This is a genomic window from Streptomyces sp. NPDC098781, assembly GCF_044759995.1.
Classification (GTDB): Bacteria; Actinomycetota; Actinomycetes; order Streptomycetales; family Streptomycetaceae; genus Streptomyces.
Map to the genome: position 1 here is coordinate 451754 of NZ_JBIWAK010000004.1, position 16629 is coordinate 468382.

General features: G+C 71.2%; 17 protein-coding genes. 13 read left to right on the forward strand and 4 right to left on the reverse strand.

The features are described 5' to 3' along the window. Positions 1-6 precede the first annotated feature (6 nt). A complete protein-coding gene (locus ACIQWG_RS18915) occupies positions 7-825 on the reverse strand; it encodes an SAM-dependent methyltransferase (protein WP_404096753.1) in 819 nt (272 codons plus the stop codon). A gap of 403 nt (positions 826-1228) precedes the next feature. Here ACIQWG_RS18915 and ACIQWG_RS18920 point away from each other — a divergent pair, with 403 nt between their 5' ends. After that, positions 1229-1984, forward strand: coding sequence for a thioesterase II family protein (locus ACIQWG_RS18920; RefSeq protein ID WP_404096755.1), 756 nt, complete (start codon positions 1229-1231; stop codon positions 1982-1984). A gap of 388 nt (positions 1985-2372) precedes the next feature. Here ACIQWG_RS18920 and ACIQWG_RS18925 read toward each other — a convergent pair whose 3' ends face one another. Continuing rightward, positions 2373-3416 carry a Ku protein gene (locus ACIQWG_RS18925; RefSeq protein ID WP_404096758.1) on the reverse strand — a complete coding sequence of 348 codons (1044 nt, stop codon included), beginning with the start codon at positions 3414-3416 and terminating at the stop codon, positions 2373-2375. 42 nt (positions 3417-3458) lie between these two features. On the opposite strand from ACIQWG_RS18925, the gene ligD reads away from it, so the two are divergent. Then, positions 3459-4340, forward strand: coding sequence for a non-homologous end-joining DNA ligase (ligD, locus tag ACIQWG_RS18930; RefSeq protein ID WP_404096760.1), 882 nt, complete (start codon positions 3459-3461; stop codon positions 4338-4340). A 74-nt stretch (positions 4341-4414) separates the two neighbouring features. Here ligD and ACIQWG_RS18935 read toward each other — a convergent pair whose 3' ends face one another. Further along, complete coding sequence (locus ACIQWG_RS18935) at positions 4415-5221, reverse strand: nuclease-related domain-containing protein (protein WP_404096763.1); 807 nt, start codon at positions 5219-5221, stop codon at positions 4415-4417. Positions 5222-5333: 112 nt separating this feature from the next. Between ACIQWG_RS18935 and ACIQWG_RS18940 the strand changes: the two genes are divergently transcribed. The 7 genes from ACIQWG_RS18940 to ACIQWG_RS18970 all read left to right on the forward strand — a co-directional run bounded on the left by ACIQWG_RS18940 (position 5334) and on the right by ACIQWG_RS18970 (position 12076). Next, positions 5334-5840, forward strand: coding sequence for a protein phosphatase (locus tag ACIQWG_RS18940; protein WP_404096766.1), 507 nt, complete (start codon positions 5334-5336; stop codon positions 5838-5840). Between the two features lie 92 nt (positions 5841-5932). Then, positions 5933-6694 carry a hypothetical protein gene (locus ACIQWG_RS18945; RefSeq protein WP_404096769.1) on the forward strand — a complete coding sequence of 254 codons (762 nt, stop codon included), beginning with the start codon at positions 5933-5935 and terminating at the stop codon, positions 6692-6694. Continuing rightward, positions 6691-7929: an ATP-binding protein gene (locus ACIQWG_RS18950; RefSeq protein WP_404096772.1), complete on the forward strand. Its 1239-nt coding sequence runs from the start codon at positions 6691-6693 to the stop codon at positions 7927-7929. The genes ACIQWG_RS18945 and ACIQWG_RS18950 overlap by 4 nt, the downstream gene beginning before the upstream one ends. 137 nt (positions 7930-8066) lie before the next feature. Further along, positions 8067-8564, forward strand: coding sequence for an SH3 domain-containing protein (locus ACIQWG_RS18955; RefSeq protein WP_404096775.1), 498 nt, complete (start codon positions 8067-8069; stop codon positions 8562-8564). 43 nt (positions 8565-8607) lie between these two features. Beyond that, complete coding sequence (locus ACIQWG_RS18960; protein WP_404096778.1) at positions 8608-10026, forward strand: FtsW/RodA/SpoVE family cell cycle protein; 1419 nt, start codon at positions 8608-8610, stop codon at positions 10024-10026. Further along, positions 10023-11498: a penicillin-binding transpeptidase domain-containing protein gene (locus tag ACIQWG_RS18965; protein WP_404096781.1), complete on the forward strand. Its 1476-nt coding sequence runs from the start codon at positions 10023-10025 to the stop codon at positions 11496-11498. Before ACIQWG_RS18960 ends, ACIQWG_RS18965 begins: the two co-directional genes overlap by 4 nt. A 59-nt stretch (positions 11499-11557) precedes the next feature. Then, positions 11558-12076 (forward strand): DUF3291 domain-containing protein, encoded by a 519-nt coding sequence (locus ACIQWG_RS18970; protein WP_404096784.1) that lies wholly within the window; start codon positions 11558-11560, stop codon positions 12074-12076. 8 nt (positions 12077-12084) lie between these two features. On the opposite strand, the gene ACIQWG_RS18975 is transcribed toward ACIQWG_RS18970, so the two are convergent. Further along, the gene (locus tag ACIQWG_RS18975; protein WP_404096787.1) at positions 12085-13197 is read right to left on the reverse strand and encodes a ferritin-like domain-containing protein; all 1113 of its coding nucleotides are present in this window, start codon (positions 13195-13197) and stop codon (positions 12085-12087) included. Positions 13198-13323: 126 nt separating this feature from the next. Between ACIQWG_RS18975 and ACIQWG_RS18980 the strand changes: the two genes are divergently transcribed. The 4 genes from ACIQWG_RS18980 to ACIQWG_RS18995 all read left to right on the forward strand — a co-directional run bounded on the left by ACIQWG_RS18980 (position 13324) and on the right by ACIQWG_RS18995 (position 16619). Beyond that, positions 13324-14262 (forward strand): diiron oxygenase, encoded by a 939-nt coding sequence (locus ACIQWG_RS18980; protein ID WP_404096790.1) that lies wholly within the window; start codon positions 13324-13326, stop codon positions 14260-14262. Positions 14263-14423: 161 nt separating this feature from the next. Then, positions 14424-15077, forward strand: a complete 654-nt coding sequence (locus tag ACIQWG_RS18985) for a TetR/AcrR family transcriptional regulator (protein ID WP_404096793.1) — start codon at positions 14424-14426, stop codon at positions 15075-15077. A 24-nt stretch (positions 15078-15101) separates the two neighbouring features. Next, the gene (locus tag ACIQWG_RS18990) at positions 15102-15404 is read left to right on the forward strand and encodes a hypothetical protein (protein WP_404096796.1); all 303 of its coding nucleotides are present in this window, start codon (positions 15102-15104) and stop codon (positions 15402-15404) included. A gap of 102 nt (positions 15405-15506) precedes the next feature. Beyond that, positions 15507-16619, forward strand: a complete 1113-nt coding sequence (locus tag ACIQWG_RS18995) for an NlpC/P60 family protein (protein ID WP_404096799.1) — start codon at positions 15507-15509, stop codon at positions 16617-16619. Positions 16620-16629 lie beyond the last annotated feature (10 nt).

Genomic DNA, 16629 nt, shown 5'->3' on the forward strand with positions numbered 1-16629 from the left:
CCACCTCTACGGCAGCCTTCCCACGCCCCCGAACTCGATCCACTCCTGGGTGAGCTGGCGTGGGGCCACCTCGGTGTCGGGGCGCCAGGTGGAGACCTCGACCAGGCCGGGGTCGAGGATCTCCAGGCCGTCGAAGTACTGCGCGACGTCCTTCTCCTCACGGACCCGGCCCCAGTGGTTCTGGGTCGCCTGGTTCATGAAGTCGGTGACGAAGTCGCGGACCTTGGGGTCGTCGCTGACCAGCTGGCACATCACCATGAAGCTGCCGGGCGCGAGGCGCTCGCGCACTCGGCGGGCCACGGCGAGCGGGCCGTTCGTGGCGTCGTCGGGGATGCAGTGGAACACCGAGTTGAACAGCACGGCCACCGGCTGCGAGAAGTCGATCAGGCGCTCGGTGTCCGGGTGGGAGAAGATCTGGTCCGTCTCGCGCAGGTCGGCGTGGATGACGGCGGTGTTGTTGTTCTGGTCCAGCAGGGCGCGGCCGTGGACCAGGACCATCGGGTCGTTGTCGACGTACACGACACGCGAGGCCGGGTCGATGGCCTGGGCGACCTGGTGGACGTTGTTCTGGGTCGGCAGACCGGAACCGTGGTCCAGGAACTGGCGGATGCCGTAGTCGCCGGCCAGCGTCCCGACGACCCGCTGGAGGAAGCGCCGGTTGTTCAGTGCGAGGGCGCGGGTGCTGGGGACGACCTTGTCCAGCTCTTCGCAGGCGGCTCGGTCCGAGGCGTAGTTGTCCTTGCCTCCGAGGTAGTGGTCGTACATGCGCGCGGCGGTGGGCACCGTGGCATCGATCGACGTGGACAGCTGCTTTCCAGGCTCCATGGCTTCCCCCAGGGGCAGGACGGCCGAGGAGATCACCTCGCCGACAACACATCCTAGAGAAACGGCAGTTGGTGGGGCCACTCCATCAGTCAACCACCACACGAAAGACACTCCGGAGACTACGAGGCGACCGATCCGTGTTTCGTTTCGGTGCATATGCCATGCCGCTTCGAACTAGAGTTCTTGACCGGAAGTCACATTCGAACGGGGGTGCGCAAGCGAGACTGGGCGCCGTTCACCTCGCCGGAAGACTCCGTGACGAGATGGACATCGATGTGCCGATCCAGTTTTTTCTCGAACCGATCACACTGAGGGACATGACGACACGCATCGTGGAGACGAAGCAGGCCGGTGCCGCGGACGGCGTCCTCGACGCCCTGCTCGCCGAGTTCGAGGCGGAGGCATGACGACGACTCCCGGCATCCGCACCCGCTGGCTCAGGGGCGTGAGGGCGCCCGGCGCGAGGATCCGCCTGCTGTGCTTTCCGCACGCGGGCGGCGCGGCCGGCTCGTTCCACGGCTGGTCGACGCTGACGCCGCCGCAGATAGAGGTCCTGTCGGTGCAGTACCCCGGCCGCCAGGACCGCCTGCCCGAGCGTGGCCCGAACACCATGGACGAGCTGGCGGACGCGATCGCCGAGGCCGTGCTGGACGAGGTGGCCGACGACCTGCCGCTGGCGCTGTTCGGGCACAGCATGGGGTCGTCGGTGGCGTACGAGGTGGCCCGCCGGCTGGAGGAGGCTCGCCACCACACCCTCGCCCGGCTCATCGTGTCGGGCCGGACCAGGCCCCGGCTCCCCCAGGAACTGGCGCCGCGTCCGGCCCCGACGGACACCGAGATCCTGGCCCACGTCCGCAAACTGGACCCCGAGGGCGCCGCGCTCTACGACCACCCGGAGCTGTGGCCGGTGATCATGCCGTCCCTGCGGGCCGACTTCGGGCTGCTGGCGTCGTACCGCCCGACTCGCCTGCACCGGCTGGCGGTTCCCGTCACGGCCTGCGGCGGCGACCGCGATCCCGCGTGCCCGGCGGAAGACCTCGAGGCGTGGTCCGACGTCACCACCGAGGGGCTGGACATCCGGGTGTTCGAGGGCGACCACTTCTATCTCAACCCGCGCCGAGAGGAACTGGTCGACTTCATCGCCTCACGGCTGCTGTGAGGCGGTCCGGCGCGGCGGGGGGTGCGGGCGCCTGAGTTGTGGCAAGGGCGGCACCACATGAGGCACTTGGCCGGGGAGGAGTTCCACGGGTTGCCCGTACGGGTCTCCGGGGGGTGCCGTGGATCCCGCCCGGCTCCAGCCCGCACCGGCCGCGAGGCATGAGCCGACGCCGGGTTCGCGACGGGCAGGGCCCGGGAGAGCGGGGTCGATCCGGGGCGGGTGGGGCAGTTCGGGGCACCGACGGCTGGGGGACACCCGGGCTATCTCCAGGGCGCCGCCCGGACGTCGAGGCCCTGGCCGGTGTGGCGGGGATCCGGTGCTGAGCCGTTCGCGCAGTGCGGTGTCGGCATGGCGCCGGACAAGGTATGCGCTCCCTCGCCTCCGCCCGCTACGCGGAGCGTTTGCGTGAACCGGTCTTCTTCGCCGTCGTCTTCTTGGCCGCGCTCTTCGTCGTGCTCTTCGCCGTCGTCTTCTTCGCGCCCTGGGCCGACTTGGACGTGGACTTCTTGGCGGAGGCCGTCGTCTTCTTCGCCGCCGTCTTCTTCGCGGCGGACGTCGACTTCTTGCCCGCCGTCTGCTTCGGGGCCGCTCGGGCCGACTTGCGCTGGGGCAGCCGGTGGACCTCCGCCGCGTCGTCCGGTTCCTCGCCGCGCGACTCCTTGGCCGCGCGCACGCTGCTCTCCAGGGCCGCCATCAGGTCGAGGACCTTGCCGCCTCCGGCCGGTTCGGGGGTGGAGGGCAGGGCCTCGCCGGCCGCCTTCGCGGCGATGACCTCCTCGACGGCCTCGCGGTACTCGTCGTGCAGATCGTCCAGGTCCACCTCGCCGAGCGTGTCCATCAGGGCGTCCGCGAGGTCGAGCTCCTTGTCCCGGACGGTGACACCGGCGTCGGGGGCCACACCCTCGGGCGCGCGGACCTCGTCCGGCCAGAGCAGACCGTGCATGGCGATGGCGTCGCCGACGACCCGGAGCATGCCCAGCCGTTCCCGGCCGCGCAGCGCGAACTTCGCGATGGCGACCTTGTTGCTGCGCTTGAGCGCCTCCCGCAGCAGGGTGTACGGCTTGGCGGCCGGGGCGCCGCTCGCGGCGAGGTAGTACGCCGCATCCATCTGGAGCGGGTCGATCCGGTCGCCCGGCACGAAGGCCACGATCTCGATCGTCTTCGCGGTCGGGATGGGCAGCTGGGACAGGTCCTCGTCGGTGATGGGGATGATCGAGCCGTCCGCGTCCTCGTAGCCCTTGCCGATCTCCGCCTGGCTGACCTCGCGGTCCTCCAGTTCGCAGAACTTGCGGTAGCGGATCCGGCCGCCGTCCTCGGTGTGGATCTGACGGAAGGAGATCGAGTGGCTCTCGGTCGCGTTCACCACCTTGATCGGAATGCTGACCAGACCGAAGGAGATGGCGCCGTTCCAGATGGATCGCACGTTCAGCACCTTTCGAGGCGGTTCCGGCCGATTTCGTGTGATTCTCATCGTATGACGCCCATTACAGAGGTGGAGGGGCGGCGGCTGGCGCTCAGCAACCTGGACAAGGTGCTGTATCCGGCGACCGGCTTCACCAAGGGAGAGGTGCTGCACTACTACGCCACCGCCGCCGAAGTTCTGCTGCCCCATCTGCGGGACCGGCCGGTGTCGTTCCTGCGCTACCCCGACGGACCGGACGGTCAGGTGTTCTTCACCAAGAACGTGCCGCCGGGCACCCCTGACTGGGTCACCACCGCCGAGGTGCCCCGCGTGGAGGGGCCGGCGCGGATGGTGTTCGTGCAGGACCTCGCGAGCCTGATGTGGGCCGCCAACCTCGTCACCGAGTTCCATACGCCCCAGTGGGTGATCGAGGCACCCGGCGAGGCCGACCGGCTGGTCCTCGACCTCGACCCCGGCTCACCCGCGACGGTGGTCGAGTGCTGCGAGGTCGCCCTCTGGCTGCGGGAGCGGCTGGCCGCCGACGGCATCGAGGCGTACGCGAAGACGTCCGGCTCCAAGGGGCTCCATCTGGCCGCCGCGATCCGGCCGGTCTCCTCCGAGCGGGCCACCGAGTACGCGAAGGAACTGGCCATGGAGGCCGAGAAGGCCCTGCCCCGGCTGGCGATCCACCGGATGACCAAGAGCCTGCGGCCGGGGAAGGTCTTCGTCGACTGGAGCCAGAACGCCGCCCGCAAGACGACAGCCACCCCCTACACCCTGCGCGCCCGCCCCGAGCCGGCCGTGTCCGCGCCGGTCACCTGGGAGGAGGTGGCGGACTGCCGCTCGCCCGAGGCCCTGACCCTGCTCGCCCCGGACCTGGGGCCACGCCTCCAGGACTACGGCGATCTGCTGGCGCCGCTGCTGGATCCGGAGCGGGCGGGGCTGCTGCCCTGACCCAGGGGGCTCCGTCACGGGCCCCCGCCGGTCGCGCCCCCCGGCGGTCCAGGGGCGACACCGACCCGTCCGTCTCAGCCGGCCGTACTCCACACCCGCCGGTCCCGGGCCATCGCGTGCAGCGCCTCCACGTCCGCCGGCTTCAGCACCCCACCCGTCCGGGCCAGCCCCTCCACCTCCGTGTCCCGCAGCACCCGCACCTCCCGCGGCGGCGCGGTGATCGTCACCTCGGCCGGGGCGACCAGCACCAGGACCGGGTGGACCTCGGCGGTCAGGGCGTGGGAGGCGCGGTCGGCGTCGGCGCGAACCCGGCGCAGCAGGGGCGAGGAGTCCCGGCGCCCCAGCGAGACCGTGGGGTCGGCGACGGTCACCTTCTGCTTGCGGGCGTACAGACAGTGCAGCGCGAACAGCCCGCCCGGCCCGATCGCCAGGTGGTGGACGCGGTCGCCGCCGGGAAGCGGCACGGAGTGCAGCGTGTGCCAGCCCGCCCCGTCCAGGCTGTCCAGCGCCTCCCCGACGGTCTGCTCCGCCGTCAGCGCGCGACGGCGCGGGTCGGGCCGCAGTCGGTGCGCGGGTCCCGGATCCCGGTCCAGGTCGATCAGGAGCGCCTCGCCGGGACGGTTGGGCGCCAGGTCGTCGTCCGGGTGGAGGCTGAGCCGGGCCAGCTCGGCGGGGGTGGGGACCGGGGGCGGGCCCACCGTCACCGGGCCGGTGATGAAGGGGCCGAGCGCCTCCAGCACGTCGTCCCGGCGATCGTCGCTGAGCAGGTTGACCCGGCCCGCCTCACGGTCGTACCAGGCGATATTGCGGCCGTCGGTGCGGCAGACGTAGAGCCGTTCCTGGCCGTGTCGCCAGGCCGGTATGACGCGGAGTCCGTTCATGCACCATCACCCCATGACCATGGGAACAGGCGGGGTGCTGCCGGGGCAAGAACCCGGTTACCTTTGAGAGGAGTTGGGCAGACCCCCGCGAGGGGTGGCTGGGGAGGCGCCGTTGCGTACCCGCAGGAAGCAACCCGACGTACCCGCACCGGACAGCCCGTGGAACGAGATCCTGCCCGGCCTGTGGATGGGTGGGCACGAGTTCCGGGGGCGCTCGGGGCAACTGGAGTTCGCGGTCGTCCGGGACGAGTTCGATCTCGTGCAGACGCTGCTGCGCCTGCCCGGGCACGGACCCGGCGCGGGCGTCGAGCACCAGGTGTGGCCGATCCCCGACGGCCCGCTGGACGGCACCCAGCTCGCGGGCGTGATCCGGCTGGCGGAGGCGGCGTGCGAGGCGCTGGACGGCGGCCGCAGGGTCCTCGTCCGCTGCTACCACGGCTACAACCGCTCGGGCCTGGTCATCGCCCACACCCTGGTCCGCCGTAGCCACTCCGCCGAGCAGGCGATCAGGCTGATACGCTCCCGCCGCTCTCCGTGGGCCCTGCACAACGAGCTGTTCGTCGATTACATCCGGGCCGGCCTGTCCACCGCCCGGCTGCTGGAGGAGCTCGCCGAGTAGCCCGTCGCCCGTCCGCCCACCGGGGTGCGCAAAAAGGACTTCCGTACGAATAGGGTGTACGGGCCGACCACACCCCGAGCCCCAGGAGAACCGTGCCGCGCAGCCGCCACACGCGCACCGCCGCGCTCAGTGCCCTCGTCGCACTGCTGCTGTCGGCCGCGACGGCCTGCGGGGACGCCGGGGAGCTCCAGGGCGCCGGCCCGACCGAGGCCGCTGCCAGCCCGGACAAACTCTGGCCGAAGCTGACACCGGCGTCCCGGCCGGCCTATGAGATCGGCGAGGTGAACCGCAAGGTCGTGAAGGGCGTCACGGTCCCCGGGGGCGACATCCGTGACGTGAGCCCGGTGGTGGTCGTCCGCAAGGAGATGGCCGAGAGCCGGGGCGACTACGAGGGCGAGCACGCGCAGTACCGCGAGACCGGCCTCCTGATGGCCCAGTGCGGAGTCGGCGCCGGCCACGGCCGGTGCCCGGTGCTGCGGCCGTACTACCGGGACCTGACCGGCGACGGACGCCCCGAGCTGACCCTCGGCTTCCGGCTGCTGCCCGGCCGGACGACCGCGGTGCGCGTCTACACCGTCGAGAAGAACCGTCTCGTGCAGGTGATGAGCTGGGACGACGCGATCAGCGGCGTCGAGCTGGCCGGGCGGTCGGTGATCATACGCTCGCCGTCCGAGGTCGCCGGCTACGAGTACCGGTTGCAGTGGACGTGGGACGCCGACCAGAAGGCGATGCTGCTCACCCACGACGAGATGCTGCGCACCGGGCCGCGCAAGAAGACCCCGCGTCCTTCTCCCTCACGCTCCGCCTCCCCCTCCCTCTCCCCCTCTCCTTCGGCCTCGGCGAGCACGCCATGAGGCTCGCGCTCCCCCAGTGGGCCGGCACGCTCGCCGTGAAGGCCGCCCTCTTCATCACGGTGATGTGCTGCGCGCTCGCCGTGCTGCTCGGCATCCTCGTGCATGTCTCGGTGACCAACCAGACCGTCGGCCAGGCCCGTGACCAGGCGCTGTCCCGGCTGGAGGACGCGACGGCGGCGTTCGAGGCCGGCGACCCCACCGGTCCCGGCGTCGGCCTCGATCCGCCGGAGCTGCCCGAGAAGCTGCGGGAGCTGGCGGTGGCCGGGGAGCGCGGCACGATGGTCGCCGACCACCACGGCCGCCCCACGATGTGGGCGGCGGGACCGGCCGACGGCGAGCGAGCCCTCGCGGTCGAGGTGGACTACTCGCAGCAGTCCCGCACCATCGACGGCCTGGACCGGGCGATCCTGTGGTCGTCGGCCCTGGCGATCGGGGTGACGGTGCTGGTGGGCGCGTTCGCGGTGACCCGGGTGACACGGAGGCTGCATGCCACGGCCCGGGTGGCGCGCCGGATCAGCGGGGGCGACCTGGACGCACGGGTGGACGACCCCCGTACCAAGGAGGACTCGACCCGGCCGCAGGACGAGGTGGCCGTGGTGGCCGCGGCACTGGACTCGATGGCGTCCTCGCTCCAGAGCAAGCTGCTCGCCGAGCAGCGCTTCACCGCGGACGTGGCGCACGAGCTGCGCACGCCGCTGACCGGGCTGCACGCGGCGGCCGAACTGCTGCCGCCGGGGCGGCCGACGGAGCTGGTGCGGGACCGGGTGTCCGCGCTGCGCACCCTGACCGAGGATCTGCTGGAGATCTCCCGGCTGGACAGCGGGCGCGAGCGTTCGGAGCCCGACAGCGAGCCGCTCGGGGCGCTGGCGGAGCGGGTGGTACGGGCGTCCGGGACCGACACCGAGGTCGTGGTGGTGCGGGACGTCGTCGTCGAGACGGACCGGCGACGGCTGGAGCGGGTGCTGGGCAACCTGGTGGCCAACGCGCACAAGCACGGGCGCGGGCCGGTGTCCCTGACCGTGGACGGGCCGGTGGTGACCGTGCGGGATCACGGTGACGGCTATCCGGAGTACCTCGTCGCGCACGGTCCCCAGCGGTTCCGTACCGAGGGCGGGGCGAAGGGGCACGGGCTGGGGCTGACCATCGCGTTGGGCCAGGCGGAGGTCCTGGGGGCGCGGTTGGCGTTCGCGAACGCCGCGGACGGCGGGGCCGTGGCGAAACTGACCCTTCGATAGGGCCGCACCCCACACGCCACCCCTTCGGGGCGTTTCTCCGATAGCCCATCAGGATGGCCCATCAGGACGCGCGACCGACCTTCCATGCTCCTAATGTGGCGATTAGTCAGGTTCTTTCCCTGTCCTGGAGGTGCCTCATGGCCCTACGCTCCCGCTTCGCGATATCCATAGCCGCCGGCCTGCTGGCCGCCGCGGCCGCAGCCACCCCCGCCGTCGCCGACGACGAGTGGGGGACGCAGACCGACTCCGGCCAGTCCCAGGGGGAAGGGGACGGGAGCGGTTCCGAGGGTGGGGACGGGGGCGGTTCCCAGGGCGGGGACGGAGGCGGGGACTGGGGTGGGTCCCAGGGTGGGGACGGGGGCGGCGGAGGCGGCGACTGGGGCAACGAGAGCGGCAACGACCAGCGCTACACCCGCGGTCGGGTCACCGCGAGCAGCCTGCTCCTGCGCAGCGCGCCCAACCGCGGCAGCCAGGTGATCCGGGTCGTCCACCGGGGGGACATCGTCAGGATCTTCTGCCAGACCGTGGGGCAGCGCGTCGACGGCAACAACCGTTGGTACCTCCTCGCGGACGGCACCTGGGCCTGGGGCTCGGCCCGCTACATCGACGCCAGGCAGACGCCGCGCTGGTGCTGAGCCGCTAGGCACACAAGACTGACTATTTGGGTAAGTTCCGGACATGACCAAGGCCGGAACAACCCTGGTGGCAGCGGACGTACCCGCTCCCGCCGTACCGCTCCCCCGGCGCCGTGGCATCGAACTGGCCCTCCTCGTCGTGGCCGTCCTGCTCTCCGTGTACGGCTACTGCGCGGTCGGCCTCGCCCGCGACGGCACCGTCCCGCCCGGCGCCGCCGGCTACGGCGCCGGGCTCGGTGTGCTCGCGTTGGTCGCCCATCTGGCGGTGCGCCTGCGCGCCCCCTCGGCCGACCCCCTGCTGCTGCCGATCGGCGTGCTGCTCAACGGCCTCGGCCTGGTCCTGATCTACCGGCTCGACCTGGAGACACCGGGCGACCGGGCGGCGCCCACCCAACTCGTGTGGTCCACGCTGGGGGTGGCCCTGTTCATCGTGGTGGTCCTGCTGCTGCGCGACCACCGGGTCCTCCAGCGCTACTCGTACGTCTGCGTGGTCGCCGCGCTCGTCCTGCTCACCCTGCCGATCTTCTTCCCGTCCGTGAACGGCGCCCGCATCTGGATCCGGATCGCCGGATTCTCCATCCAGCCCGGCGAGTTCGCGAAGGTCCTGCTCGCGGTGTTCTTCGCGGCGTATCTGGCCGCCAACCGCAGCGCGCTGGCGTACACCGGCCGCCGGGTCTTCGGCAGCGAGCGGCTTCAACTGCCCACCGGCCGTGTCCTCGGCCCGATCGTCGCCATCTGGCTGCTGAGCGTGGGCGTGCTGGTCCTCGAACGGGACCTGGGCACCTCGCTCCTCTTCTTCGGCCTGTTCGTGGTCCTGCTCTACGTCGCCACCGGCCGCACCGGCTGGATCGCGGTCGGCCTGCTGCTCGCGGCGCTCGGCGCGGTGGCCGTCGGGGAACTGGAGCCGCATGTGCACGGCCGGGTCGAGGACTGGCGGCATCCGTTCGCCTCCATCGAGGCGGGCGAGGGCCCCAACCAACTGTCCCAGTCGCTGTTCGCCTTCGCGGCGGGCGGCACCACGGGCACGGGCCTGGGTCTCGGCCACTCGATCCTGATCGGTTTCGCGGCCAAGTCGGACTTCATCCTGGCGACGGCCGGGGAGGAACTCGGCCTGGCGGGCCTGTCCGCGGTCTTCCTGCTCTACGGCCTGCTGGTGGAGCGCGGCTACCGGGCGGGCCTCGCCCTGCGCGACCCCTTCGGCCGGCTGCTCGCGGTCGGGCTCGCCTCGATCGTGGCGCTCCAGGTCTTCGTGATCGCGGGCGGCGTGACCGGTCTGATCCCGCTGACCGGCATGGCGATGCCGTTCCTGGCGCAGGGCGGTTCGTCGGTGGTCACCAACTGGGCGATCGTGGCCCTGCTGATCCGGCTGAGCGACAGGGCGCGCAGCCGGCTCGGCGTGCCCAGAGGCCAGGAGGCCCCGGTCGTGACGGCCCAGGACGACCGCGCGGAGGCGGCCCGATGACCCGGCACATCCGGCACGCCGCGTTCTTCTGCGCCCTGCTGCTGGCCGCGCTGCTCGTCAACGCCACCCGCGTCCAGGTCTTCGAGGCCCCGGCCTACGGTGACAACATCGCCAACCGCCGCACCACCATCGCCCGTTACGGGCAGCCGCGCGGCGACATCGTGGTCGACGGCGAACCGGTCACCGGGTCCCATGACACCGGCGAGCACCTGCGCTACGAGCGGACGTACACGAACGGCCCGATGTACGCGCCCGTCACCGGCTACGCCTCGCAGGAGTACGGCACGACGCTCCTGGAACACTCCGAGGACGGCGTCCTCGCGGGCACGGACCCGCTGCTGTCGCCCTTCGCGCTGATGAACGGCGTGGCCCGCGACCGCTACCCCGGCGGCGACGTCGTCACCACGCTGCGCGCGGCGGCGCAGGAGGCGGCGTACGAGGGGCTGGCCGGCCGCAAGGGCGCGGTGGCGGCGATCGAGCCCTCGACGGGACGGATCCTGGCCCTGGTCTCGGCCCCCTCGTACGACCCGTCCGTGCTGTCCGGCAACGGTGCCTCGGTGACCAGGTCCTGGTCGTCGCTGAACCGGGACGCGGACAAGCCGATGCTCAACCGGGCGGTGCGCAAGACGTATCCGCCCGGTTCGACCTTCAAGGTGGTGACGGCGGCCGCGGCGCTGGACGCGGGGGTGGTCGAGGACCTGGACAAGCCGACCGACTCCCCGGATCCGTACCGTCTGCCCGGCACCAGGACCACGCTGACCAACGAGTCCGAGGGCTGCGAGGACGTTCCGCTGCGGAAAGCGTTCGAGTGGTCGTGCAACACGGTGTTCGCGCGCCTCGGGGTCGAGGTCGGGGTGGACCGGATGGCGTCGACGGCGGGCGGCTTCGGCTTCAACGACGCGAACCTGAGGATCCCGTTCTCCGTCGCCGAGTCCACGTTCGACACGAAGGTCGACAAGGCACAGCTCGCGCTGTCGTCGATCGGGCAGTACAACACGCGCGCCACCCCGTTGCAGATGGCGATGGTGGCAGCGGCCGTGGCGAACGGCGGCCAGGTCCGCTCGCCGTATCTGGTGGAGCGCGCGACCCGGGCGAGCGGGGCCACGGTGTCGACGGGCGGGTCACGCCCCGTCCGGCAGGCGATGCGGCCGTCCACCGCGCGGCTGATGAAGGAGATGATGGTGGACGTGGTGCGGGAGGGCACCGGCACCAACGCCTGGATCCCGGGCGCGACGGTCGGCGGCAAGACCGGCACGGCCCAGCACGGCCTCGGCAACTCCGGGACGCCGTACGCCTGGTTCGTCTCGTGGGCGAAGGGTGACCGCGATCTGGAGCCCAAGGTCGCGGTCGCGGTGGTGGTGGAGGACGCGGACGCGGACCGGGGCGAGATCAGCGGGGGCGGGGACGCGGCGCCGATCGCGCGGGCGGTGATGGAGGCGGTGCTGAAGTCGTCGCGGGACGAGGACCGTTGATGCTCACCCACTGAGATATGCCCTGGGCTCCGCCGGGCGCCCGACCTATCGTTCGGTCCATGACGACATCGCCCGCGCCGGACGCCGCCTTCGAACTCGCCCAGGTCAACCTCGCCCGACTCAAGGCACCGCTGGACTCGCCGCAGTTGAAGGACTTCGTCGACGGCCTCGACCCGGTGAACGCGGACGCGGACGCCGCCGACGGCTTCGTCTGGCGACTGGAGGGCGACGCCGGCGACGCGACCGACATCAGCGTCTTCGGCGACGAGTGGCTGATCATCAACATGTCGGTGTGGCGGGATGCGAACGCCCTGACCGCGTACATGTACCAGGGCCGCCACCGCGAGATGCTGGCCCGCCGCCGCGAGTGGTTCGAACGCGTGCAGGAGGCGATGACGGCGTTGTGGTGGGTCCCGGCGGGCCACCGCCCCACGGTCGCGGAGGCCGAGTCCCGCCTCCTCCACCTGCGCACCAACGGCCCGACCCCGTACGCCTTCACCCTGCGCACGTCGTTCCCGCCGCAGGGCGCGGAGCCGGAATTCGGCGAGGTGCCGGACGGCCTGGGCTGCTCGCTGTAGGCCGGGCCCTAGCCCTCGGCCTCGGCCCCGGCCTCGATCGCGCCCTCGACCTCCGCCACCCGCTGCCGCTCCTCCACGGCGAAGCGCTCGGCATCCAGCTGCTCGGCGATCTCCTCGTCCTGGGCCATCAGCAGATCCAGGTTGGAGTCACCCATCTCCAGGACCCCCATGTCGACATAGGCCTGCTGAAGGCGTTTGCCCCACAGGCCGATGTCCTTCACGCACGGGACGATGCGTGAGAAGAGCAGCCGCCGGAACAGCTGAAGGAACTCGGAGCGCTCGCTGAGCTCTTCCGCCTCGGCCTTCGGAATGCCGAAGTTCTCCAGGACCTCGACACCCCGCAGCCGGTCCCGCATCAGGTAGCAGCCCTCGATGACGAATTCCTCGCGCTCACGGAGTTCGGCATCGGTCAGCTGCCGGTAGTAGTCCCGCAGCGCCATCCGGCCGAAGGCGACGTGACGCGCCTCGTCCTGCATCACATAGGCCAGGATCTGCTTGGGCAGCGGCTTGGTGGTGGTGTCCCGGATCATCCCGAAGGCGGCCAGCGCGAGCCCCTCGATCAGCACCTGCATACCGAGATACGGCATGTCCCACCGGCTGTCCCGCAGGGTGTCACCAAGCAACGCCTGAAGGTTGTCGTTGATCGGATAGACCATGCCGATCTTCTCGTGCAGAAAGCGCCCGTAGATCTCGGCGTGCCGCGCCTCGTCCATGGTCTGCGTCGCCGAGTAGAACTTCGCGTCCATGTCGGGCACCGACTCCACGATCCGCGCCGCGCAGATCATCGCGCCCTGCTCTCCGTGCAGGAACTGGCTGAACTGCCAGGACGCGTAGTGCCGTCGCAGGTCGCCCTTCTCGCGCTCGCTCATCTTCGCCCAGTACGGCGTCCCGTAGAGCGCCATCGCCTCCTCCGGCGTACCGAGCGAGTCGTACGGATCGACCTGAAGATCCCAGTCGATCCTGAGCTGCCCGTCCCACTGCTTGTCCTTGCCCTTCTGGTAGAGGGACAGCAGCCGTTCGCGCCCGTCGTCGTACTCCCAGCTGAAACGGGCGGCGCCGGCCGCCGGCACCTTCCAGAGCGGTTCTCCCGGATCGTTGGCGTACAGGTCGTATGTCGGCATGCCTCGCAGGCTCACACGGGGTAGACGCGGGGTCAACAAGTACCGCGCGGGGGATTGACGGGCTTGCTGACAGGCAGTCTCATAAGACGCGGACGACGTACCCCCGGTAACAGAGGTGAGCGACCGATGACGACCCTGACGGAAGAGGACGCGCTGGACGGACTGCGCGACGCACTCGGCCTGCTCAAGGACCGCGAACAGGTGGCCGAACGCCTCCTCGCCTCCTCCGCCAAGCACTCCTTCGACCCCGACAAGGAACTGGACTGGGACGCCCCCTTCGAGGACGGCAAGTGGTTCTGGCCCCCGGAGCTGGTCTCGCTCTACGGCACCCCGCTCTGGAAGCGGATGAGCGAGGAACAGCGCATCCTGCTGTCCCAGCACGAGTCGGCGGCCCTGGCCTCCCTCGGCATCTGGTTCGAGATCATCCTGATGCAGCTCCTGGTCCGCCACATCTACGACAAGGCGGCCACGAGCGCCCATGTGCGCTACGCCCTCACCGAGATCGAGGACGAGTGCCGCCACTCCAAGATGTTCGCCCGCCTGATCTCCCACGGCGGCACCCCCTGGTACCCGGTCGGCCGCGTCCACCAGAACCTCGGCCGACTCTTCAAGACCATCTCCACGACCCCCGGCTCCTTCACCGCCACCCTGCTCGGTGAAGAGGTCCTGGACTGGATGCAGCGCCTGACCTTCCCCGACGAGCGGGTCCAGCCCCTCATCCGCGGCGTCACCCGCATCCATGTGGTCGAGGAGGCCCGGCACGTCCGCTACGCCCGCGAGGAGCTCCGCCGCCAGATGATGACGGCCCCGAAGTGGTCCCAGGAGTTCACCCGCGTCACCTCCGGCGAGTTCGCCCGCGTCTTCTCCGTCGCCTTCGTCAACCCCGAGGTCTACACCAACGTGGGCCTGGACAAGCGAGAGGCGCTGGCCCAGGTCAAGGCCAGCGCCCACCGCCGGGAGATCATGCAGACCGGCGCCAAGCGCCTCACCGACTTCCTGGACGACATAGGCGTGCTGCGCGGGGTGGGCCGCCGCCTGTGGAAGTCGTCGGGCCTGCTGGCGTAGCCACGCGGAACGGGGCCGTGCCGGAAGGCGCCCGCCCACGGCGCCGGGCGTCAACCCCTGGCACGGCCCCGCCCCACAGAGCACCCGCACGCGCCGCACGCACCCCCGCCGGACCGGCACAGGCCGCCGCAGGCATCGCACCCCCGACTACCCTGCTGGTCATGACGCCCTCGGCCCCCACCCCCGCCTACCGCCGCCTGAGCGTCGAGGAACGCCGCACCCAGCTCCTCAACGCCGCGCTGACCCTCTTCGCCCACCGCACCCCCGAGGACGTCTCCCTGGACGACGTGGCAGAAGCGGCCGGCGTCTCACGCCCCCTCGTCTACCGCTACTTCCCCGGCGGCAAGCAGCAGCTCTACGAGGCCGCCCTCCGCTCGGCCGCGGAGGAGCTCCAGCACTGCTTCGACGAGCCCCACGACGGGCCCCTCCTCCAGCGCCTCGCGCACGCCCTCGACCGCTACCTCGCCTTCGTCGACGAGCACGACACCGGCTTCAGCGCCCTGCTCCAGGGCGGCAGCGTCGTAGAGACCTCCCGCACGACGGCCATAGTGGACGGCGTACGGCGATCCGCCGCCGAGCACATCCTCAGCCACCTGGAGGTCACCGACCCCGGCCTCCACCTCCGTATGACCGTCCGGATGTGGATCACCGCGGTAGAGGCGGCCTCCCTCATCTGGCTGGACGAGGGCAAGCAGCCACCCCTGCCCGAGCTGCGGGACTGGCTGGTCGCCCAGTTCGAGGCCGCACTGGCCGTCACCGCGGCCCGGGACGCCCAGACGGCCGAGCTGACCGAGCGGCTGGCGGCGGACCTGTAAGGGCCCATGACCGACACTGGTGCCGTGAAGAGCGAAGACACCCCGTTCGAGGGCGGCCCCATGGACGGCCGCGTACTCCCCGTCCTGCTGGGCATCACCGGCCACCCGCCCAAGACGTACCGCATCCCGGTCCCCGACCCGCACGGCGGCCCGCCCACGGTCCTCGTGTACCGCCGCGTACCACGCAAACAGGGTGGCCGCGCGGGCTTCACCCAGCGCTGGAAGTACGCGTACGACCCCGAGGGCAAGCAGACCCGCCGCCTGAACTGGCCCTGGTCCAAGCCAGACACCACGCCGTCCGGCAAGCCACACGACCCGGACGAGTGACCGCGCTGCGCCGAACCGCGCACACCCACCGCGCGAACCCGGAGCGCCCGTCCCATGCTCGCGGTGCGGAGCAGAAAGCCTCTCCGCACCGGAGGTGATGACGTGTCAGGACGGCTTCTGCGTCTGGCGTGTACGGCGGCCACGACGGCCGCCACGCTCCTCGTACCGACCCACGCGACGGCGGCACCCGGGCCGGACGCACCGCAAGAGCGCTCCACAGCCGCCCTGCTGACGGACCTTCAGCGCCTGTACCTGGAGACGGAACGGGCCACGGAGACCTACAACGCCACCGAGGAGAAGCTCAAGAAGCAGCGCACCGAGGTGACCCACCTGGACGCCGCCCTGTCCCGCGCCCGGCTCTCCCTGCACGACAGCCGGGGCGCCGCCGGGCGGCTGGCCCGTCAGCAGTACCAGAACACCACCGAGCTCTCCCCGTATCTCCGGCTGCTCCTGGCCCATGACCCCCAGCGCGCCCTCGACCAGGGCCGGGTCATCTCCCGCCTGGCCCGCGAACGCGCCGCGACGGTCGGCCGGCTGACCGGCACCGAGCACAAGGCCGCCGATCTGGCCCGCCAGGCCCGCGCGGCCCTGGACCGGCAACTCGCCCTCGCCGAACGCCAGAAGAAGAACAAGGACGCCGTGCACAAGCGTCTGAAGAAGGTGGAGGAACTCCTCGCCTCCCTCACCGCCGAGCAGCTCTCCGCACTGGCCGAACTGGAGAAGAAGGACACGGCGAAGGCCCAGCGCGCCTTCCTCGCCTCGGGCGGCCTCGCCAAGGACGACCACAAGCCGTCCCGCGAGGGCGCCCGAGCGCTCCACTACGCCAAGCGGCAGCTCGGCAAGCCGTACAAGTGGGGCGCGGAAGGCCCCAAGTCCTACGACTGCTCGGGCCTGACGTCCGAGGCCTGGGCGCACGCGGGCACCCGCATCCCCCGCACCAGCCAGGAGCAGTGGGCGCGGCTCACCCGTGTCCCGCTGACCGAACTGCGCCCCGGCGACCTGGTCGTCTACTTCCCGGACGCCACCCACGTGGCCATGTACCTGGGCAAGGGCAAGGTGGTCCAGGCCCCGCGCCCCGGCGAGAAGATCAAGATCTCCCCGATCGCGTCGAACCCGGTACTGGGAGCCGTACGCCCCGGGATGAAGCCCCGGAAACCTCAGCGGGACACGCGCCGGTCATCTCCGGATCGGAAAAGCGGGCCCACGCCCCCGTAGGCTCCCTACC

Excerpts from the sequence above, each read along its gene's own strand:
- ACIQWG_RS18915 (WP_404096753.1), bottom strand. The coding sequence starts at position 825 with ATGGAGCCTGGAAAGCAGCTGTCCACGTCGATCGATGCCACGGTGCCC.
- ACIQWG_RS18920 (WP_404096755.1), top strand. The coding sequence starts at position 1,229 with ATGACGACGACTCCCGGCATCCGCACCCGCTGGCTCAGGGGCGTGAGG.
- ligD (WP_404096760.1), top strand. The coding sequence starts at position 3,459 with ATGACGCCCATTACAGAGGTGGAGGGGCGGCGGCTGGCGCTCAGCAAC.
- ACIQWG_RS18935 (WP_404096763.1), bottom strand. The coding sequence starts at position 5,221 with ATGAACGGACTCCGCGTCATACCGGCCTGGCGACACGGCCAGGAACGG.
- ACIQWG_RS18950 (WP_404096772.1), top strand. The coding sequence starts at position 6,691 with ATGAGGCTCGCGCTCCCCCAGTGGGCCGGCACGCTCGCCGTGAAGGCC.
- ACIQWG_RS18955 (WP_404096775.1), top strand. The coding sequence starts at position 8,067 with ATGGCCCTACGCTCCCGCTTCGCGATATCCATAGCCGCCGGCCTGCTG.
- ACIQWG_RS18960 (WP_404096778.1), top strand. The coding sequence starts at position 8,608 with ATGACCAAGGCCGGAACAACCCTGGTGGCAGCGGACGTACCCGCTCCC.
- ACIQWG_RS18965 (WP_404096781.1), top strand. The coding sequence starts at position 10,023 with ATGACCCGGCACATCCGGCACGCCGCGTTCTTCTGCGCCCTGCTGCTG.
- ACIQWG_RS18970 (WP_404096784.1), top strand. The coding sequence starts at position 11,558 with ATGACGACATCGCCCGCGCCGGACGCCGCCTTCGAACTCGCCCAGGTC.
- ACIQWG_RS18975 (WP_404096787.1), bottom strand. The coding sequence starts at position 13,197 with ATGCCGACATACGACCTGTACGCCAACGATCCGGGAGAACCGCTCTGG.
- ACIQWG_RS18980 (WP_404096790.1), top strand. The coding sequence starts at position 13,324 with ATGACGACCCTGACGGAAGAGGACGCGCTGGACGGACTGCGCGACGCA.
- ACIQWG_RS18985 (WP_404096793.1), top strand. The coding sequence starts at position 14,424 with ATGACGCCCTCGGCCCCCACCCCCGCCTACCGCCGCCTGAGCGTCGAG.